The organism is Nitrospirota bacterium (assembly GCA_016194305.1).
GTDB lineage: Bacteria > Nitrospirota > Nitrospiria > JACQBW01 > JACQBW01 > JACQBW01.
The window spans coordinates 145,773-167,265 of record JACQBW010000007.1; the positions used below are offsets into that span (position 1 = coordinate 145,773).

The 21,493-nt window shown below is 45.1% G+C and carries 25 protein-coding genes and 3 tRNA genes; 1 reads left to right on the forward strand and 27 read right to left on the reverse strand.

The genetic code is table 11. The features are described from left to right. Positions 1-356: 356 nt before the first annotated feature. The 4 genes from HY200_03150 to HY200_03165 all read right to left on the reverse strand — a co-directional run bounded on the left by HY200_03150 (position 357) and on the right by HY200_03165 (position 4,578). Complete coding sequence (locus HY200_03150; GenBank protein ID MBI3593930.1) at positions 357-3,065, reverse strand: EAL domain-containing protein; 2,709 nt, start codon at positions 3,063-3,065, stop codon at positions 357-359. Positions 3,066-3,239: 174 nt separating this feature from the next. Then, the gene (locus HY200_03155; protein MBI3593931.1) at positions 3,240-3,713 is read right to left on the reverse strand and encodes a prepilin-type N-terminal cleavage/methylation domain-containing protein; all 474 of its coding nucleotides are present in this window, start codon (positions 3,711-3,713) and stop codon (positions 3,240-3,242) included. A gap of 104 nt (positions 3,714-3,817) precedes the next feature. Next, a complete protein-coding gene (locus HY200_03160; GenBank protein MBI3593932.1) occupies positions 3,818-4,195 on the reverse strand; it encodes a hypothetical protein in 378 nt (125 codons plus the stop codon). Positions 4,196-4,501: 306 nt separating this feature from the next. Beyond that, positions 4,502-4,578: transfer RNA gene (locus HY200_03165), tRNA-Arg, on the reverse strand. A 170-nt stretch (positions 4,579-4,748) separates the two neighbouring features. On the opposite strand from HY200_03165, the gene HY200_03170 reads away from it, so the two are divergent. Continuing rightward, complete coding sequence (locus HY200_03170; GenBank protein ID MBI3593933.1) at positions 4,749-5,165, forward strand: fibronectin type III domain-containing protein; 417 nt, start codon at positions 4,749-4,751, stop codon at positions 5,163-5,165. A 16-nt stretch (positions 5,166-5,181) separates the two neighbouring features. Here the strand turns inward: HY200_03170 and HY200_03175 are convergent, their stop codons facing one another. From HY200_03175 to HY200_03285, 23 genes are all read right to left on the reverse strand, one after another. Then, entirely contained in the window at positions 5,182-5,382 is a 201-nt protein-coding gene (locus HY200_03175) for a hypothetical protein (GenBank protein ID MBI3593934.1), read from the reverse strand. Positions 5,383-5,558: 176 nt separating this feature from the next. Continuing rightward, a tRNA-Ser gene (locus HY200_03180) sits at positions 5,559-5,645 on the reverse strand. A gap of 61 nt (positions 5,646-5,706) precedes the next feature. Continuing rightward, positions 5,707-5,800 (reverse strand) — tRNA-Ser (locus HY200_03185). 26 nt (positions 5,801-5,826) lie between these two features. After that, positions 5,827-7,116: a serine--tRNA ligase gene (serS, locus tag HY200_03190; protein ID MBI3593935.1), complete on the reverse strand. Its 1,290-nt coding sequence runs from the start codon at positions 7,114-7,116 to the stop codon at positions 5,827-5,829. Positions 7,117-7,163: 47 nt separating this feature from the next. Next, complete coding sequence (locus HY200_03195) at positions 7,164-8,597, reverse strand: aldehyde dehydrogenase family protein (GenBank protein ID MBI3593936.1); 1,434 nt, start codon at positions 8,595-8,597, stop codon at positions 7,164-7,166. 25 nt (positions 8,598-8,622) lie between these two features. Beyond that, positions 8,623-8,814, reverse strand: a complete 192-nt coding sequence (locus HY200_03200) for a hypothetical protein (GenBank protein ID MBI3593937.1) — start codon at positions 8,812-8,814, stop codon at positions 8,623-8,625. A gap of 22 nt (positions 8,815-8,836) precedes the next feature. Next, the gene (gene erpA, locus HY200_03205) at positions 8,837-9,160 is read right to left on the reverse strand and encodes an iron-sulfur cluster insertion protein ErpA (protein ID MBI3593938.1); all 324 of its coding nucleotides are present in this window, start codon (positions 9,158-9,160) and stop codon (positions 8,837-8,839) included. A gap of 77 nt (positions 9,161-9,237) precedes the next feature. Continuing rightward, a complete protein-coding gene (locus HY200_03210) occupies positions 9,238-10,557 on the reverse strand; it encodes an SLBB domain-containing protein (protein ID MBI3593939.1) in 1,320 nt (439 codons plus the stop codon). 34 nt (positions 10,558-10,591) lie between these two features. Beyond that, positions 10,592-10,795 (reverse strand): hypothetical protein, encoded by a 204-nt coding sequence (locus HY200_03215; protein ID MBI3593940.1) that lies wholly within the window; start codon positions 10,793-10,795, stop codon positions 10,592-10,594. A gap of 253 nt (positions 10,796-11,048) precedes the next feature. Beyond that, on the reverse strand, positions 11,049-12,365 hold the full coding sequence (locus HY200_03220; protein MBI3593941.1) for a sigma 54-interacting transcriptional regulator: 1,317 nt from the start codon (positions 12,363-12,365) through the stop codon (positions 11,049-11,051). A 177-nt stretch (positions 12,366-12,542) separates the two neighbouring features. Beyond that, positions 12,543-13,484, reverse strand: a complete 942-nt coding sequence (gene mdh / locus HY200_03225; protein ID MBI3593942.1) for a malate dehydrogenase — start codon at positions 13,482-13,484, stop codon at positions 12,543-12,545. 117 nt (positions 13,485-13,601) lie between these two features. Then, complete coding sequence (locus HY200_03230) at positions 13,602-14,780, reverse strand: LysM peptidoglycan-binding domain-containing protein (GenBank protein MBI3593943.1); 1,179 nt, start codon at positions 14,778-14,780, stop codon at positions 13,602-13,604. A gap of 49 nt (positions 14,781-14,829) precedes the next feature. Beyond that, entirely contained in the window at positions 14,830-15,324 is a 495-nt protein-coding gene (locus HY200_03235) for a peptidylprolyl isomerase (protein MBI3593944.1), read from the reverse strand. An 87-nt stretch (positions 15,325-15,411) separates the two neighbouring features. Beyond that, a complete protein-coding gene (gene tatC / locus HY200_03240) occupies positions 15,412-16,191 on the reverse strand; it encodes a twin-arginine translocase subunit TatC (GenBank protein MBI3593945.1) in 780 nt (259 codons plus the stop codon). Continuing rightward, complete coding sequence (locus tag HY200_03245) at positions 16,160-16,387, reverse strand: twin-arginine translocase TatA/TatE family subunit (GenBank protein ID MBI3593946.1); 228 nt, start codon at positions 16,385-16,387, stop codon at positions 16,160-16,162. The genes tatC and HY200_03245 overlap by 32 nt, the downstream gene beginning before the upstream one ends. A 5-nt stretch (positions 16,388-16,392) precedes the next feature. Continuing rightward, positions 16,393-16,635 carry a DUF465 domain-containing protein gene (locus HY200_03250; protein ID MBI3593947.1) on the reverse strand — a complete coding sequence of 81 codons (243 nt, stop codon included), beginning with the start codon at positions 16,633-16,635 and terminating at the stop codon, positions 16,393-16,395. Positions 16,636-16,680: 45 nt separating this feature from the next. Beyond that, complete coding sequence (gene rimI / locus HY200_03255) at positions 16,681-17,115, reverse strand: ribosomal protein S18-alanine N-acetyltransferase (protein ID MBI3593948.1); 435 nt, start codon at positions 17,113-17,115, stop codon at positions 16,681-16,683. A gap of 4 nt (positions 17,116-17,119) precedes the next feature. Next, positions 17,120-17,803, reverse strand: coding sequence for a tRNA (adenosine(37)-N6)-threonylcarbamoyltransferase complex dimerization subunit type 1 TsaB (gene tsaB / locus HY200_03260; protein ID MBI3593949.1), 684 nt, complete (start codon positions 17,801-17,803; stop codon positions 17,120-17,122). 25 nt (positions 17,804-17,828) lie between these two features. Continuing rightward, on the reverse strand, positions 17,829-18,626 hold the full coding sequence (locus HY200_03265) for a hypothetical protein (protein ID MBI3593950.1): 798 nt from the start codon (positions 18,624-18,626) through the stop codon (positions 17,829-17,831). Then, positions 18,623-19,978, reverse strand: coding sequence for a DNA repair protein RadA (gene radA / locus HY200_03270; GenBank protein MBI3593951.1), 1,356 nt, complete (start codon positions 19,976-19,978; stop codon positions 18,623-18,625). The genes HY200_03265 and radA overlap by 4 nt, the downstream gene beginning before the upstream one ends. A gap of 54 nt (positions 19,979-20,032) precedes the next feature. Next, positions 20,033-20,824, reverse strand: coding sequence for a patatin-like phospholipase family protein (locus HY200_03275; protein ID MBI3593952.1), 792 nt, complete (start codon positions 20,822-20,824; stop codon positions 20,033-20,035). Next, positions 20,818-21,213 carry a VOC family protein gene (locus tag HY200_03280; protein MBI3593953.1) on the reverse strand — a complete coding sequence of 132 codons (396 nt, stop codon included), beginning with the start codon at positions 21,211-21,213 and terminating at the stop codon, positions 20,818-20,820. The genes HY200_03275 and HY200_03280 overlap by 7 nt, the downstream gene beginning before the upstream one ends. Then, positions 21,214-21,489: a DUF507 family protein gene (locus tag HY200_03285; GenBank protein MBI3593954.1), complete on the reverse strand. Its 276-nt coding sequence runs from the start codon at positions 21,487-21,489 to the stop codon at positions 21,214-21,216. Positions 21,490-21,493 lie beyond the last annotated feature (4 nt).

A 21,493-nucleotide genomic window follows, 5' to 3' on the forward strand; every position in this document is an offset into this window, starting at 1 on the left:
CATGGCTGATCAAACAATGACATCGTTTGCTTTACTTTCTCAAGCGCATGATTCTTCTTAATGAGACAGCAAAGCGAACGAGAAGAGGACAGTGTGTAAAAAAGGATTTCCAGTTGTAACCCTAGATGAAACAACGGATGACGTACATAAGAGCAACAGGAAGATGATCTCGGCATATCGGAGTTGCCACTTTAAACAGTCTATAATTTTTGAAGAAAGTTTACAATCGAGAGAGTCACGTCTTAATGTGTCAGATTCGTAGAATGATTTTTGAGAAAAACTGTCGAACTTTGACTTCTTGCACCAGACAGTTCTCCGTGTTCTGGCCATGACAATAACCATTAGATAGAATGAATTTAAACCCTGTTATTGACCCCTTGTAGCAGGGTTTCAAATACATCTGCGGGAAGAGGACGACTAAAGAGGAATCCCTGTATTTCGTCACAGCCATGAGCGAGTAAAAACGCAAGCTGTTCTTCTGTTTCGACGCCTTCCGCGATAACTTTCAATTTCAGACTATGTGCCATGACGATTATAGCAGTGACAATGGCTGCATCGTCTGGATTCAGATTGATATCCATGACAAAGGTCCGATCAATCTTAATTTTATCAATGGGAAATCGCTTAAGGTAATTAAGGGAAGAATAACCTGTTCCGAAATCATCGATAGATAGGTGTATTCCCATCTCTTTCCATTCCCGGAGAGTGTGAATGGTCGATTCTGCGTTTTCCATAATTGCCCCTTCTGTCAATTCCAATTCAAGGTATTCTGGACCCAGACCGGATTCCCTTAACGTTCTCACAATGGTATCCTTCAGCTCACCATGTTGAAACTGGTAGCTCGAGAGGTTGACCGCGACAGGTATATGGGCCAAGCCTGAAGTTTGCCAAGCTTTATTTTGCACACAGGCCTTGTGCAAAACCCATTCGCCAAGACGAAAGATCAATCCTAACTCTTCAGCCAATGGAATAAAAATGCCTGGCGAAATGAGTCCCTTCTCCGGGTGTCGCCAACGGACAAGTGCTTCCATACCAATAATTTGCCGTGTTCTTATATCCAACATAGGCTGGTAATGAAGCTCGAATTCTTCCCGTTCCAACGCCAGGCGAAGTTCGTTTCCTAAGGAAAGTTGAGTTAGTGCTCTGGAATTCATTGAACTGGTGAAAAATTGATAGTTATTTCTTCCCTTTGATTTAGCGAAATGCAAAGCCGTATCTGCATTTTTCAGCAAATTATCCATATTTTCCCCATTAGCTGGGTAAAGGGCAATGCCGATGCTAGCGGTGATAAAAATATTGTGCGGGCTCAATGAAAATGGCTTTGAAAATGTTTTAAGGACATTCTCAGCAATAGTACGTAGTTCCTCGATACGATTCACATTAGAAAGCAAAATGATAAATTCATCTCCGCCAAAACATGCCACCATTTTGTCCTCTGCATTCGGATCTTTGCCTTTGCTATCTATCTTAAAACATTCTGTCAACCGTCCCGAAATTTGGCGCAAAAGTTCATCACCCATAGAACGACCCAGCGTGTCATTGATGCGCTTGAAATGGTCAATGTCCAGGACAATAATTCCTAACATTTTCTTGTAGAAGTCAGCAGAAAGGAGCAATTCATTGAGACGTTCTTTAAATAATAATAGGTTCGGCAATTTGGTCAATTGATCGTAATAGGCTAGAGCATAGGTTTTTTGAACCATGAACGCGTTGGAGAATGCCACTGCGGCCTGGTCTGATAATTGTCTAATCTGGGAAAGATCTTCTTCGCTATAGTGAGGCGGATAGAAGTTTCCCAGGGTAATAAATCCTTTTAGAGTCCGGTCTAGAATAATGGGAAAAATAAAAAAATATTTAATGCCGCAAGCCGCCAGGGGCTGAAGGTGAGATGGGAAGTTTTGGTCCCACTTTATTGAAAAATATTGAGGATTGTTAATCAACTCTTTCACGGCATCCGAGGTTATTGTGATATTCTCCACCAGGTATTCCTCTTTGGAATCAGAATTCCTAATTGTTGACTGGGCAAGACCTGCATCGCCTAAGTAAATCAGGGTAGAGCTAATGTAATTACATGGAAAAATAAAAGGAATATCTCGAATGATGATCTCTGTGATTTTTTTAATATCCAAGGTAGAAAGAATGGCACGATGAATTTGACCTATCGTAGTCAACGTATTAAATTGCTTGCCAAGTTGGCTAGCCATCTTGTTGAAGGAATCCGCCACTTCCTCAAACTCGTCACTGCTCTTTACCATCACTTGGTTGCTAAAATCTTTCTCGGCAATTCGACGAGTTCCTTCTTTCAACAACAGGAGCGGCCTGAGATTCTTTCGAATCTGACCTATGCTAATCAACATGACCATCAAAATTGACATAACAATAATCAAGGGAAAAAGATTCATAAACTGGAGAGCCGATGAGTAAATGTCAGCTTTAGATTGGGTCACGACGACTGTCCATTTCGGAATATAAAAACGCTCTTTCAAAAACAGCGACCAATAACTTGCCAAATAACCGGTCTTCCCAGATTCCCATTCAAACTGACCTGAGGCAGAGCGAGTCATTTGGAGTAATACTTCATTTGAAAATCCTGTAAACGAAGACATTGAACTTATGAGTAAATTATTCGATTCATCCAGCACAGAGAATTCAGTATTTCCTGTTAGATTGTTTTTGTCTGGAATCCCCCATAGATACAGATCGTTTACAATTCCAAAAAGGAATTGTTTATTTGAATTATGTTGTATTGACCTGATCATAAGTATGCGAGTTGATAGAGGAGTAACATGATAATTAAGGACAACGGTCTTTCCCATTTCTAAATGAATTCTTTCTTCAGGATTTAATGTGGGAAGTTTTTCAATGTGACCAAGCAGGGAAATATTTTTTTCCTGATTTGAAAAAAGCACCAGACTATTGAAATACTCTTTTACTTGTTCACCCATTTCTTCTGGAATTGGAGAAGACTTTGAATTGTTATTGTGATATTTGGATGAAACCAAATTCATTTCGGCTTCGAGAAATAGCAGCCGGTCATAAAAAGTCATTCCTAGCGTTTTGTTCATGTCATGAAGATTTTTCTGGCTGTTTTCATGAAGTTGTTTTGTGACCTTGCTGTAACTCAGAACGGCAAAAAGAGTGATGGGAATTAGGGCGCAAAGAGAAAATAGGATGAATATTCGAACAGCGACTCTGCTATAGAGGAAACTGAAATTGATCTTCATATTCGAAAGGCTAGGTTAGTAATCCGAAGCTAAACCAATGTAGTTCCCATCATTGGCTCGTATAATGTCATCATGGCTGGCTTTGGCCGTTAAGGGCTTCTTACTTTGCCCGTCATTTCCCATACTATAAAGGTCATAAGTCGAGTTTATAGGAACAAGAAAATGGTCTTTACGGGCATTCTGCATTACAGTTGATTTCTTTTGATTCGCAATTCGAAAGTACTGATAGGGATTTCCCCACGGATCTAAATAACCTGCTTGTCCAGCATCGGCAAGTGTGTCGGGAAATTGGTCTCTTTCTGAGTAATAGGCTTGAATTTTAAGCTGCAAAATATAAATGTCAGCTTTGGCCTGATCAATTCTCATTTTCTCCTGGTAATTGGAATAAAGGGGTATTGAAATAGCCGCTAAGATTCCCAGGATTACCAATACAATAGTTAACTCAACTAAGGTGAAACCCTTTGATTCGTCGCGGCAACGGGAATAGATCCGCAAAAGATTTATTGAAACCCTAGGGGCCTGTTTTCTAATTAAAATTGTCACCTATTTACCCACCCGATACGGCAAGACTTTTTAATCTGAAACGTCTTGTCTTATACTTTCCTTTTCCAGTCGACGCCTTCATTGTTTTTAAATTTAATCGCTCCACCTTTATTTGGAGAAAAGAATAGGGAAAGGGTTTGAGTTTGTTTTTCATTATTTTCATCGTACTCACATTCAATCATGTAGAGTGCCCAATTGCCTTTCTGCGGAATCTTTTTAATTTTGGCGATGGTATAAAGGATAACGACTTGTTCTCCCACGCGAAAAATCACCTGATCATTTGTAACTTCCAGATTACGGTCTTCATAATTGGTTGCCGAAGTAGTCCACCTGCCGACTATATCGGCTGAAGTAGTTACATTACTGGATTCACACCCAAAACATATAGCCGCTAAAGCAAGGAAAAGAAGAGTTTTTCTATAAATCATTGTCTTAATCTTCCTGTTTTTATAGTTAAATCAGATCTAAAAATTGCAGAAAAATCGGTTATTTCGGTACTATAAAAGTGTACCCCATACCTGTACTTTGTCAATTTAAACTACGTCAATTAAATGGACCCGTTTGGCACCCAATACACAAAACTAGTTCTTGTTTTTCAACTATTTATGAAAAAGTCTGAGAAAAATGGGAAACGATTTATTCGGTATATTCGGTATGTACGTAAAGAAAACTTCGCTTTCAAGTGGCTTTAATTTTAGAGGGGAGGTCAGACCTTCCGGACAGTATATTTGAAATGGTGCGCTCGGAGGGAGTCGAACCCCCGACCCTCAGATTCGTAGTCTGATGCTCTATCCAGCTGAGCTACGAGCGCATTGGAGGGATCATGAAGAACAGGTGTTTATTTTCGCGAATAGGTCAGATTGGATCTGTAAAGCCAAATCTTTGGTATCCTAAGCAAAAAACGGTATTATAATCAATTGTGTGTGGAATGGGTAGAATTTTCTTGCATATTTAATAAATGGGCGTATAGATAATCCTGGAATGACGAACAGGGTGCAATCGATCCGGTCAATCCGGACATGGAGCGGGTCGAAATTTCAATTTGTAATCTGCCTTTTATTTCTGACAGGTTGTGACAACATTTTTTCGCACGACAGCCCCCCGTCAACCGGAGCCATCTATTCTACTCCGACTGGTGTCTATGCCTCTCCCGGGGCTGGAACAGGGAAAATTGTTCTTCAGTGGGATTCGGAGAAAGAATCCAGCTCCTATAATATCTATATTTCTACTACTCCCGGTGTCAGAGAAAGCAAATACAGGAGCAAGAGGAAAAGTGCTAAGGCTGCTTACCTTTTTACGGGCCTGACATCCGGAAAGACCTATTATTTCACCGTGAGCGCCGGAAATGGCGCGCATGAAAGTTCTATGTCTGGAGAAGTCTCAGCTACTGTTCCCTGACCGCCTCGTCAAGGCCCTATTCTCTCCGTGTTAGGAGCGCTTCCCAGCTCTCTTCTCCCCAATCCTTTTTTGCGTTCCTGTTTCCGTCATCACAAATTCGAAGCATAGGATGACCGGTAATGCCTGAATTGAGAACACACCCGTAGCAAATAAAAAAAGAGAGGACCGGGGAAAATACTCCGTTTTCAGACTGATCTCGACATTTTTCGCACTTCATTTTTCTCGCCGGTCCAGTTAAATTCAACCTCGTATCAAGTCTAATTTAACCGTTTTTGGGAGGAATATGCAATGCGCAATTTTTGTCACTCCATCAGAAAGAGTGCGGGCTTTCCTAGATTTATAACTATTTGACAAATAATGATTTTTTTAAATCTTGAAGTCCAGATGGGCGTACGGAGAGGGAGGGATTCGAACCCCCGGTAGGTTTAACCCTACAACGGTTTTCAAGACCGCCGCCTTAAGCCACTCGGCCACCTCTCCCAATCCATTTTTAGAGGGGGATATTGTCTCGATTTTTTACTTGAAGTGAATGGGAAAGTTTTGGCGGAGAGGAAGAGATTTGAACTCTTGATAGAGGTTACCCCCTATGACGGTTTAGCAAACCGTTGCCTTCAGCCGGGCTCGGCCACCTCTCCTTCAAAATTATCCCAATCTTATCGATTTAAATACCGACGATCTTTTCCTTTCCGCCCATATAAGGACGAAGGGACTCCGGAATCGTCACCGAGCCATCCGGTTGCTGAAAATTTTCCAGTATCGCGACTAACGTTCTTCCCACAGCCAGCGCAGAACCGTTTAAGGTGTGGAGATGCACCGGCCTCCCCTTTTCTCCCGCTCTATATTTGATATCTGCTCTCCTCGCCTGAAAGGATTCGAAATTGCTGCAAGATGAAATCTCGCGATATCGATTTTGACCCGGAAGCCAAACCTCGATATCAAATGTCTTTGCAGCTGAAAATCCCAGGTCGCCGGTCGATAATGAAACGACACGGTAGGGGAGATTCAATTTGATGAGAACCGCCTCCGCGTCAGCCAACAGACGATCAAGCTCGTTATATGAATCATCCGGACGGCAAAATTTTACAAGCTCGACTTTATTAAACTGGTGCTGGCGAATCAACCCTTTGGTATCTTTTCCGTAAGAACCCGCCTCCCTCCTGAAACAGGGAGAATAGGCGACATATGAAATCGGGAGCTCTTTTTCTTCGAGGATTTCACCCTGGTGAATATTGGTCACCGGCACCTCAGCTGTCGGTATCAGATAAAAACCCTTGTCTTTTAACCCGAACAGATCTTCTTCAAACTTGGGGAGTTGCCCTGTCCCCGTCATACTTTTTTCATTGACGATAAAGGGGGTTAATACCTCGGTATAGCGATGCGTGCCGGCATGCAGATCCATCATGAAATTAATCAGTGCGCGTTCCATGAGCGCCCCATTTCCGCGATAGACGCAGAATCGGGCTCCGGTTATTTTGGCACCCCGTTCAAAATCTAGTATTCCGAGTTTCTCTCCAATTTCCCAATGCTCTTTCGGAGCAAATGAGAATGATGGAATCGCTCCCCATTTTTTAACCTCGACGTTCTCGCTCTCGTTTTTTCCAACCGGGACGGAAGAATGAGGAAAATTCGGCGTATTCAGCAAGAATTGATCGATACGATAATCGGCTTCCCTGATTTGCTCCTCAAGTAACGCTATTTTCCCCTTAAGATCCTCGCTTTCTTTCCTGATCGCCTCCACTTTTTCGGGCGATACCGCTTTATCCCTCATCAATTTTGCGAACTGTTCCGAGAACTGGTTTCTTTTTTGCCGGTTCTGATCAAGTAAAAGGTTTATTTCTCTTCTTGCGTGGTCCAGTTTATGAAATTGACTGAGATCGAACTCGAATCCCCGCGTCCGGAGCCTCTCAACTACCCAGTCAGGTTGTTCTCTTAAAACCTTAATATCAATCATCGTATTGGGGAAAAGTGTATTTATTTACCTTATTTTAACTGTACAAGTCAATCGATTTCAGGAAAATTAAAGGCGAGCAGCTTCAATTCAGTCATCTCTTCAATGGCGTATTTCAATCCTTCTCTTCCCAGCCCGGACTCCTTCACCCCTCCGTAGGGCATATGGTCCAGTCTAAAGGTTGGAATATCGTTAACAAGCACCCCCCCGACCTCGCATTCCTCATAGGCCTTGTAGATCTTTCGAATGTCGTGTGTAAAAATTCCCGTTTGCAATCCATAGGAAGATTGATTGATCGCTTCTACTGCCTGATCAAAATTCTGATAGGGTTCAACCGTCACCAAAGGAGCAAAGACCTCCTCGCAATTGACATTCATTTCAAAGGTTGTTCCCGTTAAGACTGTAGGCTGAAATACCGTTCCCTCGCGGAATCCTCCGGCGAGACAGCGAGCACCTCCACTAACCGCATCCGCAATCCATTTTTCTGTCCTGAGCAGCGCATTTTGGTCAATGAGCGGTCCCACTTGGGTAGTTTCCAGAATCGGATCCCCTGTTTTAAGTCCCTTGACCTTTTCCAGCAGTTGTTCCAAAAAAGGGTCGTAAACTTTCTGTTGAACAAAAATTCTCTGTACGGAAATGCAGCTTTGCCCGGCAAACGTAAATCCTCCGGTAACACATCGTCCCGCTGCATATTCAAGTTCGGCATCGTCATCGATGATGACGCCCGCATTCCCTCCCAGTTCCAGGACGACCTTTTTCTTTCGGCAGATTTCCTTCAGACGCCATCCGACTCTTCCGCTTCCGGTAAAGGTCAGCATTTTGATCCGGTCGTCGAGAACGGCCTGCTGAATGTCGTTCACATCGCAGGGAATCACATTAAAAGATCCTTTAGGAAGGTCTGTTTTGGATACGACTTCAGCCAGAAGGAGTGCGGTCAGAGGGGTCTGTGGTGCTGGTTTCAGGAGGAGAGAATTTCCCGACGCAATGGCAGGAGCGGCTTTATGTGCAACCAAATTAATGGGAAAATTAAACGGAGTGATGGCCAGTATTGGACCCAGAGGAAATCGTTTCGTGATCCCGAACCGCTTTTGATTCCCCTTGAGAAGATCGAGCGGTATGACCTCACCGCCTATTCGTTTTGCTTCTTCCGATGCGGTCAGGAAAGTAAAAATAGCACGTCCGACTTCGACCCGTGCGTCACTGATCGGCTTTCCTGCCTCGAGAGAAATCGTTTTGGCGAATTCTTCCTTTCGGACGGCAATGCCATCCGAAATTTGATGAAGAATTTCAGAACGTGTAAATGAATCCAGTTTTTTTGTTTTTTGAAATGCGGAAACGGTATGACCTATCGCTTCTGCAACCTGCCGTCTATCTGCCAGACAGACTGAAGCAACGGGAACTTGCCGGTAGGGGTCGACGACTTCCAAACATCTGGACGAAAATTCCCATTTTCCTCCAGAGTAGAAAGGTTTGGCAGCGGTCATCGTCCATTCTCAAGATATCGGAAAATTAATTCCAGGTAATGACACTCTCCTGTTCCACGGTATTCAGGAGGATAATATCATAGAGCGCTTTTCCCAAATTTTTCAACATCTCGTCATTGGAACGATCCCACTCCATATTTCCTGTTTCCTGAAAAAGGTCAAGATATTCAGGATGCTCAACAAACAAGGGGTATGATCTAAATTTCGAACTGGCCATTGACCTTTCTAACAGAAACCGATTAGGCTCCGAATGATTTTCCACAACCGCATGAAGACTTGGCATTTGGATTTTGAATAGCAAATCCGGCGCCCTGAACCGAATCAACATAATCCACCTTGACCCCCTCCAAGAGCGGTGCGCTCTCAGGGTCCACAAAAAGCCTGATTCCATTGCTTTCGTAAACATGATCCCCTTCGTTCGCCTTTTCTTCAAAGGTCATTCCGTATTGGAATCCCGAACAGCCACCGCCGCTGACCTGAACTCTCAACCCGTATCCTGCTTTCTGTTCCGCGACCAGAATTTCCTTCACTTTTTCGCCTGCTTTTTCAGTCAATGTAACCATTTGCATTCTCCTCTCTCAAATTAACAAGATGACCCAAAATGTACTATTTTTAATATTAACATTCAACATGACCTAAATCAAGGTATGTGTTGAAGAATTCTTGCCTCTTTCTTGTGGCATCCTCCCATTTTGATATGGTCTTCATATTCGCTTCGAAAATTTCGAATGAGACTCTCGATGGTCACCGAAGCGCCTGTTATGAGACTGCAATAACCGCGCCCTTTGACAACTCCGCAGATCTGTTCAATCGACCGAAGATCCTCCATTTCGCCTTTTCCCGATTCAATTTTCCGATGCAGATCGGCCAGATGGCTTCCTCCCATCTTGCAAGGAGGACACTGTCCGCACGATTCTTCTGCAAAAAACTCCGCAATGTGAAGTCCTGCATTTACCAGGCAAGCCGTCTCATCAAATACAACAACTGCACCGGTTCCGAGAGCGGTGCCTTTCTTTTTGAGAGACTCATAATCAAGAAGAATATCGATTTCTTCACCTGAAATGAACCCGCAGGAAGGCCCTCCGGGAAGGACTCCTTTTATTTTTCTGCCCCCTGTGATTCCCTGGCCATATTCTTCAATGAGTTCCTTCAAAGAACTCCCCATCGGGAGCTCATAAACACCGGGTTGATTGACATCGCCTGACAGCGAAAAGAGTGCTGTTCCAGTACTTTCCGGTAATCCAATCTCTTTATACCGGTCTGATCCCATTCTCAGAATATGGGGAATGTTTGAAAGTGTCTCGACATTATTGACAAGAGTAGGTTTGCCATAAAGTCCATTATGTACCGGGTAAAACGGTGGCTTCTGGCGCGGAGCCGCCTTTCTCCCCTCGATCACTTCTAACATCGCCGTTTCTTCTCCTGCAACATAGGCTATCGGACTTGGAAAGAGAACAATATCAAGTGTCAGTCCTGATTCAAGGATGTTCTCTCCCCAGAGTCCAGCACTCTTTGTTTCACGAAGAGCGGCATTCATTAATTCGATTTCTACCTCAAATTTCTGATTAAGATAAAGAAAAATCTTGCCGGCACCCACGGTATAGGCGGCGATCAGGACTCCTTCCAGAAGCTGATGAGGATTGACTCTCAGAAGGATACGGTCTTTGAATGTGCCCGGTTCTTCTTCAGCACCGTTGCAACAGAGATACTTCAGGGGAACTTCCTTTGAGGCGACCATTTCCCATTTTTTCCAGGTCGGAAAACCGGCCCCGCCCCTTCCCCGGAGTCCCGAGTTCTTAATTTCACCGAGAATGCGGTCGGGGGTTCCCTCTTTCAGAATGCTTGTCCAGGTGTCATATCCACCGGACTCACGATATTCACTTAGCGAAATGGATTTCCTGCCCTTTGCGGTATGGAAAGGAACATTCTCTTTCAACAAAAGGTGTCTTATTTTTTGCACGGACAGTCAACCCGGAATTGTTAGAATCGACTCCTTATCGTTTTGAGGCAATAATGAGCTTTCTGTTTTTTCCCACCAGAGGAGGTGGATGGTGGCGCCTGTTTTCGTTAATGACCTGGTCAAATATTTCGCCGCAGATTAAACATCTCCAGCCATTGAAATCGATAATCCCCGTATCGTCATAAAGATCCCTGAATCGCTCAATGACCATTTGACTATGACATCTTTGACATTCCATGTATTTGGCTCCTTCCTTAGTCCGACTACTTTAGTCCGTCTTTGCCAGATACAGGAGCAAGAACCATACCATAATCCAGGGTAATAGAAATATGTAGTAAAAACAATTAGCTAGATCACAAGACCCTTTTCACTTTCCACTAGAGTAGAGTCGTTCGTTTAGATGACTTTCCATTTATTATGTTTTTATTTAGTTATTTCAAAAGGTTATAAACTTTTTCAGAATTGAAACGACGTTCAAAATTGAAACAGACTCATTTAGCGATATGATAATCCTTCATTTTTCTCCAGAGGGTCGTTCTGCTAATTTTTAGTTTTTCTGAAGTCTCTTTCAAGTTCCAGTTACACTGACTGAGAACTTTACTAATCAGCTCCCTCTCAATCGCTTCAAGGGGATGTTCCCGGCCAATGGCCCGATCAACATGATCTGCTTTCAGGATCTGGATATCCTTTGGCAAATGCTCAGGCAAAATGGTATTCCCGTTACACAAGACGAGGGCATGTTCAATGATATTTTCGAGTTCCCGGATATTGCCGGGATAGTCATAGTTCACGAGAATCTCAATCGTCTTGGGAGAAACCTTTTCTACGGACTTCTCCATTTCCTGGTTGAATTTTTTAACAAAATATTCAACCATCAAGGGGATATCATCTCTTCTTTCCCGAAGTGGAGGTAGCGAAATTGGAACAACCCGAAGCCTGTAATAAAGATCTTGCCGGAATTCTTCTTCCTCCATCGCATTTTTGAGATCTTTATGGGTCGCCGCGATAATTCGAACATCTATTTTAATCGGTTTACTATCTCCGACCCGTTCGAATTCTTCTTCCTGAAGAACTCTGAGTAATTTGACCTGGGTCGAGAGAGAAATGTCCCCAATTTCATCCAGAAATATCGTCCCTTCATTGGCAAGTTCAAATCGGCCCTGCTTATTCGATATGGCCCCCGTAAATGCTCCTTTCACATGTCCAAACAATTCGCTTTCGAGTATTCCCTCCGCCAGTGCGCCGCAGTTTACCTTGACAAAAGGTTTATTTCGACGGGGGCTATTATAATGAAGCGCATGTGCAATGAGTTCCTTGCCCGTACCGCTTTCACCTTCTATCAATACCGTTGATTTCGTTTTCGCAAGACCGGGGAGGAGACTATAAATCTCAAGCATCCTTGGATTCTTTCCTATAATTTTATCTCCCATAAGGAGTTTTGATTCAGGTTCGCGCCCTTTCGCTTCTTCGCGCGGTGACGTAAAATGGACCACGGCCGCCGTCACTTTTCCTTCTTTATCTTTTATCAAGAAGGTCGAAGCGGTCGCTTTTAATCTCTCTCCCTCCTTTTTCTTTAGATAAGTGTCTATGCGGCTCAGGGATTCTTCCGTTTCAAGCGTTCTTTCCAAAAGACAGCGATTTTGAGGCATCTCCGTTTCCAAAGGGTGGGAGCATCTTTTCCCGATAATATCCCGCGCTGAAATACCAAGTATGGATTCTGCCGCCGGATTGAGATATAGAATTTTCAGATCCCTACTGATGGCAACGATTCCATCGGGAAAGGAATTAAGTATCGAATCCGAACTCAAAAATGGTGGCGTCTCCTGCATCAAGCTCCTGAAGCTTCCCCTTCTCGCTCACGTCGTTCGCTGAGAATAAAATTATTAAGCAATTTCACTATATTAGGATGTCATGCGGGATTTATTACTAATTTGACTAGATTTTAAACTTGTGGGGAGAGGTTGTCAATTAACAAAAAGGAAGCGCTATAAACCAAGCCTATCAATCGACTGGCAGAGCTGAGCCACCGCGTCGGCAGACTGCAAGACTCCTGATTTTTCTTCCGGAGTCAATGATATTTCAATGATTTTTTCAACGCCATTTAATCCCAGCTTAACCGGAACGCCAACAAAAAGATCTTTCACACCATATTCTCCCTGGCAATAGGCCGCACAAGGGAGAATCTTGTTTTTATTTTTAAGTATGGCTTCGACCATTTCAACAATAGCCGCAGACGGAGCATAATAGGCGCTTCCCGTTTTTAACAGGCTGACGATTTCCGCACCCCCTTCCTTTGTCCTTTTAATGATCTGATCCAATCGGTCTTTCGGAATCAATTCGGTCACCGGAATGCCAACAACGGTTGTATAGCGAATCGCCGGCACCATCGAATCGCCGTGTCCACCCAGAACAAATGCGTTGACATTTTCGACTGAAACACCGAGTTCCATGGCAATAAAAGTCCGAAACCGGGCGGTATCCAGAACTCCCGCCATTCCAATGATTCGATTCTTGGGAAATTGGCTCACTTTAGATGCAACATAGGTCATCGCATCCAGTGGATTGCTCACGATTATCAGAATCGCTTCAGGTGAAACCTGTGCGACCTGGCGTGTCACCTGTGCAACGATAGCTGCATTTGTTTTGAGCAGATCATCCCGGCTCATACCAGGCTTTCTGGCAACCCCCGAAGTGATGACGACAATATCCGATCCGGAAGTATCTGAATATTCGTTCGTTCCTTTAATTCGGGTATTAAATCGATAAATGGGACTTGATTCCAGGATATCCAGCGCTTTCCCCTGCGGAAGATCGGGAACAATATCAAGCAGAACAAGGTCGGCCATCTCTTTTTCAGCCAACCTTTGCAATGTCGATGAGCCGACATTTCCAGCTCCGATGACCGTTATTTTATTCCTTCTTTTCATCTCAGTTCCAGACCGAATAGGCATTTGAAGCTTTTCAGGGTCAAAATACAATAATCAACTTGGATTTGTCAATTATCGTTTGTAGAAGGCCCTCACCCGCAATAAATCAACGGCGGATTAAGGGTTCACGAAAGGTGGGTTTGATATTTGATCTCCAACGATAACCGGCTCAAGGCTCCTGGACACGATCGCCGTAGAGCTCTCTTTTTCGACAGAAATGACCTCCAGATCCGCGATGATCCGGCGGGGCAGCGATTCGATTCCAGATGGAGAGTAAAAGGGTGCTTTTTTTCCCTCTTTAAATACGACGAAGAGATTTCCAGGCTGGACACCATCCTGACTCCCTTTGTCGAGATAGACAATGTCATGCTCGCCGTTATTCTCTTTGATATCCTTGGATGCCACAACAACGCCATACATCTGTTTGGGAAATGGTGTTTCATGAATTACGACATTGATTGGGTCCATGGGATGATAAGGGGCCACCGAGTCTTTGAGACTAATCAACTGGTACGATTTGATAATTTTCGCGGAGTAGGTGTCCTTCCGGCTTGCCATCGAATTGGGAATAATCTCCAATACCCCTTTAATCCGGATTAATTTTCCCATTAAGCGGCGGGTTTTGGGATGATGAATCGATTTGACCTGTTCAAATATCGTGTATTGTTCTCCGAGTTTAAATCGATGTGATCCTTCCGGGATGAGATAAACCACATCACCCTCTCCGAGAAGAAGATGCTCGTTCTCGGAAGCGACAATGAGACCCTTTCGATCGCTTTCAGAGGACTCTTTTAAGATGAAACCCCCGGTTAAAAGGTCGGAAGTGGTCCAGGCCGTTCCCTTTTTCGAGTCGTTCTCCAGAGGAGCGGACTCGGTCAATTCTCCATTCTTCGCTTCTTCCTGAATGGACGGTACGGATTCTTTCTCTTCTGTCACCTTTTCTTCTTTAAGAACCGCGGGTTCCGTTTCGGGCTTTTCGGCAACAGGTTCGATTTTCACTTCGACGGGACTCTCCTCTGTCTTGGTCATCTCCTTTAAGACTTCTTCAGCAGGGAGAAATATTTTCATGCCGGGATAGATTTTATCAGGATGAGGAATGGCCTGATTTTTACCCCAGAGCTTCGGCCACAAAAAAGGGTCTGTGTAATGAGACGAAGAGATCGCCCAAAGCGTATCACCTTTCTTCACAATATATTCCGTTCCGGGAAGGGCCTCGGCAAAACCGGAAGAACAAAAAATCAGGATCATTAAAAGAGATGAAAGAAAACTCTTGATTTCATAAGATTTTATTGTCATTTTGATCTCCTCAAACTCTTTTCAAAAGATACCATACCGTCCCTTTTTGTCAAGCCGGAACAATGATCTCCATCTCAATTCGCTCCCGTGGATTGTCCTTTCCATCTCGCGGGAGATTGACAATCTTATCGGCAACCTCCATGCCCGATATGACTTCTCCAAAAACGGTATACTGGCCATCCAGAAACAGCGCGTCTGCGACGCAGATAAAGAATTGAGACCCGGCGCTGTTAGGATTTGCCGCCCTCGCCATGGAAACAATCCCCCTCTTATGGCTCTTCTTGCTGAACTCCGCATTGATCGTATAACCGGGCCCCCCCATGCCATGGGCGGACCGATCCTCTTTATGCAATCGGGTATTCGGATCTCCTCCCTGAATCATAAATCCGGGAATAACGCGATGAAAGGTCGTTTCATCATAAAATTTCTTCCCTGCGAGCGAGAGGAAATTGGAAACATGTCCCGGCGCGACGTCCGGAAATAACGTAATCTGAATCTCTCCCAGCCTCGTTTTTATGGTTGCACTTTGTTTCTGTTCCGTCATGATTCCATTCTCCTGTATTAGGTCTAACGTGGCTCGCGGAAAGACTCTCACGGCCGCCGTAGGTTATTATTTTGTTTTCAATGTTTTTCATTCCCCTGATTCTGAACGAGGGGTTCCTTCTCCGAAAAGACGAATGCCCCAGATTCCAATCTCATACAGGATCACCAGAGGGATCATCATCAGCATCATGTTAAAGACATCGGGCGTGGGTGTCAATACCGCAGCGACAATTGAATTAATAAGAATGGCATATTTTCTATTCTTGGCCAGCCAACGGGAAGTAACAAATCCGGCCTTTCCCAGCAAGATCAACGCAATGGGTATTATAAAGATCAGACCGAACGCCAGCATCAATTTCAATATGAAATCGACATATTGCGTTAAAACAATTTGGGGTTTAATCCCCTCCTGAACACCGAAGTGGATCAAGTAGTTTAATGCAAATGGCAAAACGATGAAATAGCTAAACGATACGCCGAAAATAAAGAACAGGGATCCCCCGAAAACAAATGGGATTGCGATACGCCGCTCCTTTTTAAGAAGACCCGGAGAGATAAATCTCCAGGTTTGATAAAGAATAAACGGGAACGATACAAAAAGTGAGGCAAAAAATGCGATTTTCATGCTAACCCACAGCGCTTCCGCCGGTGAGTTGAAATAAAGATCCGCTGGAAGGAGTCTGCGCAAGCCGTTGAGGAGCGTATCAACCTCCTGCAGTGCCACCGCAAAAAAAATGCCCAAGATGATCAGCGACTTGATCACCCGGGACCGGAGCTCGATCAAATGAGCCGTCACCGGCATGATTTTTTCCGGAGACGTGCCGGATTCTTTGGTCTTACTCAATTTTTCCGGCTCTTTTTTCAGCATCAACAACGGGATTTCCGGGTTCCTTGATTTTTCCCAGGACGGAAACCACGGCCTCTTCGACATCCTCCGATTTTCTCCGGAAATCAGCGGTCATCTGTCCAAGAGAGCGCGCCAGGGCGATCATCTTCTCAGGTCCGAGAACGAGAAATGCGATCACCAGAATGACGAGCAATTCGGAAAAACCGATCCCAAACATAGGCCTCAGACCTTCATTTTATTCAATTTGAACTGACGGATCATTTCCATCAAATGATCTTTTAAAGCCAGTTTTTCAACATGAATCTTTTTTGCGGAAACCTCTTCGTCCGGAAGGAGATTCTTTCTTTTATTTAATTTCTCAAGCTGCTTTGAAAGTCTCTCATGGACTTTTTCATCATCCCGGAATTGCGTGTTCTCTTTTCGAAGCTTTTTGACGATCTCTTCGTCCTTTTTCGTATATTGCATGCATCCCCTCCACTTTAGGAAAATAAATTCAGAGTAGCTTCCCGATTAACCCTCTTCAGGAAGTTTCCACTGGAAGATGACGGCATCTTCTTTTGGATTTGAATAATAACTTTTTCGAACAGCAATCTGAATAAACCCCGCTTTCTGATAGAGCGACTGAGCCGGCAGATTCGAATGTCTTACCTCCAGAAAAATCTTCCGGACATTTTTCATCTTCATTTTTTCGATCAAATAGGCAATCATTTTATTTCCGATCCCTTTTCTTCTGAGATTCGGTTCAACTGCAAAATCCAGAATATGGCATTCGTCAAAAAGTGACATCATGAAAAGGTAACCTCCGATCTTTCCTTCGCACCGTACCAGAATCTGTTCCGAAAACGGATTCTTCAGATACTCATTTTCAAACATCTCTCTCGTCCAGGGATTTGAAAAAGAACGATTGGCGATTTCCAATACCTCCTCCAGGGCATCGCCACTCATTTTTTCAAAAGTGCAATCCACCTTGCTGCTTTCTTACAGAAGGAAATTCAGGCATGACCAGATCAAGGTCGTTCTCCGGAATTTCCTTTTTCTCCCTAAAATGGCGATATCCGATCTGAGCCACGGAGTGCGCCGTAGGGTGCCTGAACAGAGGGGAATAATAGAAACGATGCTCCGACTGCGATTCAAGCCACTCCACCGGAAGTTCGCCCAATAAATGGAGCGGGCCCTCAACCTCTTCCCAAAACCGGTTCAACGGGACGATCTTCCCCGGTTGAAGGGGAGCCAGTTGGGAAGGGTCCACGTAATGATAGAGCGCCATATAAACTTCATTTTTTCTCGCCGGAATCAAAGGACAAATTGGAAAGGAGGTATATCCCATTTGCCCTGCGAATGCTTCCAGGGTCGGCACTCCTTTAAGAGGCTTTTCCAGACCCGATGCCAGCCCTTTCATCGTCGCCACGCCAACTCTTAATCCTGTGAATGATCCGGGACCGACCGAAACAGACAAAAGATCAATATCCTTGAGAACAACGTTGCTTTCCTTCAACAAGAGACTGATCATGTTGAGAATCCGCTGAGAATGGTGCATCTGATTCATCAGGGAGATCTCTCCGACCAGATTTTCGTTTTCAAGAAGTGCAACGCTTCCCATGGATGTTGAAGTTTCAACCGCCAATACCAGCATTAGGAGATCTCTTTCAACATCGTCATCAGTCCAAATTGAAAAAATGGGGAGAAAATACAGGCGAAAAGTTGACTTCAAGAAATTCAACAGACAATTCGCCCTCTGGCAATTTGACCTTTATTTTATCCGGCCAGACGTTTTTATCTTCTCTATTCTTATATTCAAACTGAAGCAATTCGGCCAGACCCAGTTCGTTCCGGGCAGATTCCTGGTAAATCTCTTCTCTGGTCGGTTTGTAAAACCTTGTCTCGAGCCATATCCTCTTCTTGATGACCCCTGATTTTCCTTCGATTCGAATGATGGAACAAACGATTTCTTCTCCTTCTCTTTCCATTACCAGGACTTCATGATCTCCTGCGGAAGGATTTCCTCCCAGCCGTATTTCCTTCATGGTCTTCAACCAGCTGTTCCAGGGTATCAGGTCATTCTCCCCCGGACCCGATCTAAATTGCAGACTTTGATGTTCTGCCAAATTTCCCTTGAGCGGCGGATTTCCACCCCAAACCAAACGATAAAGATCGTTTACGGCGGTCAGATCCACCAGGGTCCGGCCCAAGGGATCAAATCCCTGAAAACGAACCTTCTCATCCTGGTCAAACGAAAGAATGCCATGTATCTTTTGAACGGGGCCCTGTTCCGGACTGAAAGAGACGGCGACCATCCCCTTCATCGACATCCATTTCTTTTCCCGATCAGCAAAAATAATCGGGAGCTCACGAAGCGTCAGTTTCTTCTCGGGAACTCGGATTTCGTGGTTTGTCGCACAGGAAATCATCAAGCTGAAGGCTCCGGCATAGAATAAAAATCCGATCCACCTGTTCATGAAAATATCGTTCTCATGACCTCTTCGACGGTTTTAACCGGTATAACCTCCAATGGAAAGGGCCTGGAAATAAACTCCAGGTTATTCATTGGAATCAGGGCTTTTTTAAACCCCAGCTTGGCCGCTTCCCTGAGCCGCAGGGGAACATCCGTAATCGCCCGGACTTCTCCGGCAAGTCCAACTTCACCCATGATCAAGGTTGCGGGATCCACTTTGATCTCCTTGAAACTGGACGCCACCGCGGCAAGAATTCCGAGATCAACGGCCGGCTCCTGAAGGGATATTCCGCCGACGACATTGATAAAAATATCCTGGCCCTGTAAATGGAGTCCCCCCCGTTTTTCAAGTATGGCCAGAAGGAGAGCCACCCGGCTGGGATCCACGCCGTTTGCCACGCGACGAGGCACCCCGAGATAGCCCGGTGTTACCAAAGCCTGCAATTCTACCAGAATCGGCCGGGACCCCTCCAAACTTGAAACAACTACGGAACCGGCCGCATTTTGAGACCTTCCCGAAAGGAAGAGTTCCGAGGGGTTTTTGACTTCAACCAGTCCCTCCGCTTTCATTTCGAAAACGCCAATCTCTTGCGTCGAGCCGAAACGGTTCTTCACGCCTCTCAGAAAACGGTAAGGATGTCCCTTGTCACCTTCAAAATAGAGGACCGTGTCGACAATATGCTCGAGAACTCTCGGACCGGCAATGGCTCCGTCTTTTGTAACATGCCCCACCAGAAAGGAAGAGACGCCGGTTTTTTTAGAGTAGACCATCATTTGGGATGCCACTTCTTTGATCTGGCTGACGCTTCCGGGCGGAGATTGCATTATTGAGGAATAAAGGGTTTGAACCGAATCGAGAATCACTGCCACAGGGGAAATCTTTTTAAAAGCCAAAAAGACCTCTTCCAGTGAGGTTTCAGCGAGAAGATAGAGCGCTTCACTCCGGATTCCCAGTCTCTTTCCTCTCAATTTAATCTGAGCTAGAGACTCTTCACCCGAAACATAGAGGATATTTCCATATCGCGCAAGGCGGCTGGATGCTGCCAGAAGCAGTGTCGATTTTCCGATCCCGGGATCCCCTCCGATAAGTGTGACCGATCCCCGTACCAGACCCCCGCCCAGGACCCGGTCGAATTCTTCAATTCCTACCGGCAGGCGTTCTTCTTCGGACTGACTGACTTCCGAAAACCTCAAGACTTCGCTTTTCGATTCCCCGGTTATTTTCCACCGGGTCTCACCCCGCTCGGCCTCTTCAATCAGACTGTTCCAGGCACCACATTCCGGACATCGGCCCATCCATTTCGGACTCTGGAAGCCACACTGCTGGCAGTTGTAAGTGGTTTTTAATTTACTCAATCCTTCCTCCCTTACGACCTGGAATCACCTAGCGCTCACCCTGCCGGTTTTAACTCAAAATTGAGGATTGTCCGCCAGGAATCTCTTGATTAACGGGATCTGTTTTTCTGCAGCGGCCCGGCCCCGTTTGACCAGGAGAGAACCTTTCTTGAGATCGAGAAGAGAAATGCCAGAAGCATCCACATTGATCACCACATCTGCAAATTTTTTTTCAACTGCCGTATTTTTCTTGGCGAATAACGTCGCGGTATGGACCCCGATCTGGAATAAATTATTCAGTTTCGAAAAAGCCCTGGCGCGGTCATTGACATCCACTCCCAGCGTCATCGTAGCACCCATCGTTTCAATCAGGGTCAAGACAGGAAGGTTGCTCGCAATTCCCCCGTCCACCAGTATTTTCCCATGTTGATGAAAGGGCGAAAAGATGACCGGGAGGCTGCAACTTGCCGTCACCGCATCCGCCACCGACCCTTCGGTCAGAATCACCTTCTCCCCGCTTCTCAGGTCCGCCGCCACGACGGCCAGCGGAATTTTAAGATCTTTAAAATCCTTCTGGCCGATTTTTTGAGTTATGAACTTTAGAAGATTCTTGTTTGCGATCAGACCCTGTCTGGAAAAACTGGGTTTGACCATGCCTCTCCACGAAAGCTTGAACGCCAGAGTTAGCATTTCTCTCAGAGTGTGCCCCGACGCATACAGTGCGCCAACCAGAGCTCCTCCGCTGGTTCCCGCAATCAGATCAATTCCGATTCCTTCAGATTCCAGTACCTCCAGTACGCCGATATGGGCGATACATCTGGCGGCCCCTCCGCTGAGGGCAATTCCTACTCTCGGCCTTTTTAGCAACTGACCGGTTTCTCCAGCAAAACAATCTCTTCCCCATCCGGCCCTGAAACCATGGCTGCCCGTTCGCCGGGGACCGGTTCATACGGAGGCTTTACAATTGAAACATTCGCAGACTTCAGCTTCCGGACAGCCAGGTCAAGGTCCCCGACAATCAGTCCAAGGGAGAGGGGGCCCACCCCGTTCGAGTCCCATTCTCGTTTTAAGGTCTGACCCGGCTTTCCCCCGTAAAGCTCGAGGCACCCATCGCCCGCTCTGAGCCACACGATCATTCTTCCTTTGGGACTGACCTCTCTTTTCATCACCGGAAGTTCTAAAAGTTTTTCATAAAACAGGAGCGATTTTTCAAGATTGCCACACTGAATGGCGATATGGTGAAGGCGAAATTTCATTTATCTCTGCTTTTTCATTTTTTCTTCATTGAAGAATTTCCTGTACAGAATATCCCATTCAGGACTCCCTTCAACCGGACGTCGGGCATAGGAGGCGAGTTTTTGCCGAACGAGGAGATCAATCTCTTCCTGGACTCTTAATTCCGAGGCAATCATTTTTCGAATCTCTCGTAACACCCTGGATTCCTCCTGAAGAAGGGTTGCCCATTTCTTTTCTATAAGACTTTCCAGAATCAAGTGGGTTAAGGAAGAAATTTTTTCATCGCTGAGAATCATAGGG

Excerpts from the sequence above, each read along its gene's own strand:
- HY200_03265 (MBI3593950.1), bottom strand. The coding sequence starts at position 18,626 with ATGAACAGGTGGATCGGATTTTTATTCTATGCCGGAGCCTTCAGCTTG.
- HY200_03150 (MBI3593930.1), bottom strand. The coding sequence starts at position 3,065 with ATGAACAAAACGCTAGGAATGACTTTTTATGACCGGCTGCTATTTCTC.
- tatC (MBI3593945.1), bottom strand. The coding sequence starts at position 16,191 with ATGCTGAAAAAAGAGCCGGAAAAATTGAGTAAGACCAAAGAATCCGGC.
- HY200_03285 (MBI3593954.1), bottom strand. The coding sequence starts at position 21,489 with ATGATTCTCAGCGATGAAAAAATTTCTTCCTTAACCCACTTGATTCTG.
- rimI (MBI3593948.1), bottom strand. The coding sequence starts at position 17,115 with ATGAGTGGCGATGCCCTGGAGGAGGTATTGGAAATCGCCAATCGTTCT.
- mdh (MBI3593942.1), bottom strand. The coding sequence starts at position 13,484 with ATGAAAAGAAGGAATAAAATAACGGTCATCGGAGCTGGAAATGTCGGC.
- HY200_03235 (MBI3593944.1), bottom strand. The coding sequence starts at position 15,324 with ATGACGGAACAGAAACAAAGTGCAACCATAAAAACGAGGCTGGGAGAG.
- HY200_03200 (MBI3593937.1), bottom strand. The coding sequence starts at position 8,814 with ATGGCCAGTTCGAAATTTAGATCATACCCCTTGTTTGTTGAGCATCCT.
- HY200_03280 (MBI3593953.1), bottom strand. The coding sequence starts at position 21,213 with ATGAAATTTCGCCTTCACCATATCGCCATTCAGTGTGGCAATCTTGAA.
- tsaB (MBI3593949.1), bottom strand. The coding sequence starts at position 17,803 with ATGCTGGTATTGGCGGTTGAAACTTCAACATCCATGGGAAGCGTTGCA.
- HY200_03175 (MBI3593934.1), bottom strand. The coding sequence starts at position 5,382 with ATGAAGTGCGAAAAATGTCGAGATCAGTCTGAAAACGGAGTATTTTCC.
- HY200_03230 (MBI3593943.1), bottom strand. The coding sequence starts at position 14,780 with ATGACAATAAAATCTTATGAAATCAAGAGTTTTCTTTCATCTCTTTTA.
- HY200_03245 (MBI3593946.1), bottom strand. The coding sequence starts at position 16,387 with ATGTTTGGGATCGGTTTTTCCGAATTGCTCGTCATTCTGGTGATCGCA.
- HY200_03215 (MBI3593940.1), bottom strand. The coding sequence starts at position 10,795 with ATGGAATGTCAAAGATGTCATAGTCAAATGGTCATTGAGCGATTCAGG.
- serS (MBI3593935.1), bottom strand. The coding sequence starts at position 7,116 with ATGATTGATATTAAGGTTTTAAGAGAACAACCTGACTGGGTAGTTGAG.
- HY200_03170 (MBI3593933.1), top strand. The coding sequence starts at position 4,749 with ATGACGAACAGGGTGCAATCGATCCGGTCAATCCGGACATGGAGCGGG.
- erpA (MBI3593938.1), bottom strand. The coding sequence starts at position 9,160 with ATGGTTACATTGACTGAAAAAGCAGGCGAAAAAGTGAAGGAAATTCTG.
- HY200_03250 (MBI3593947.1), bottom strand. The coding sequence starts at position 16,635 with ATGCAATATACGAAAAAGGACGAAGAGATCGTCAAAAAGCTTCGAAAA.
- HY200_03195 (MBI3593936.1), bottom strand. The coding sequence starts at position 8,597 with ATGACCGCTGCCAAACCTTTCTACTCTGGAGGAAAATGGGAATTTTCG.
- HY200_03160 (MBI3593932.1), bottom strand. The coding sequence starts at position 4,195 with ATGATTTATAGAAAAACTCTTCTTTTCCTTGCTTTAGCGGCTATATGT.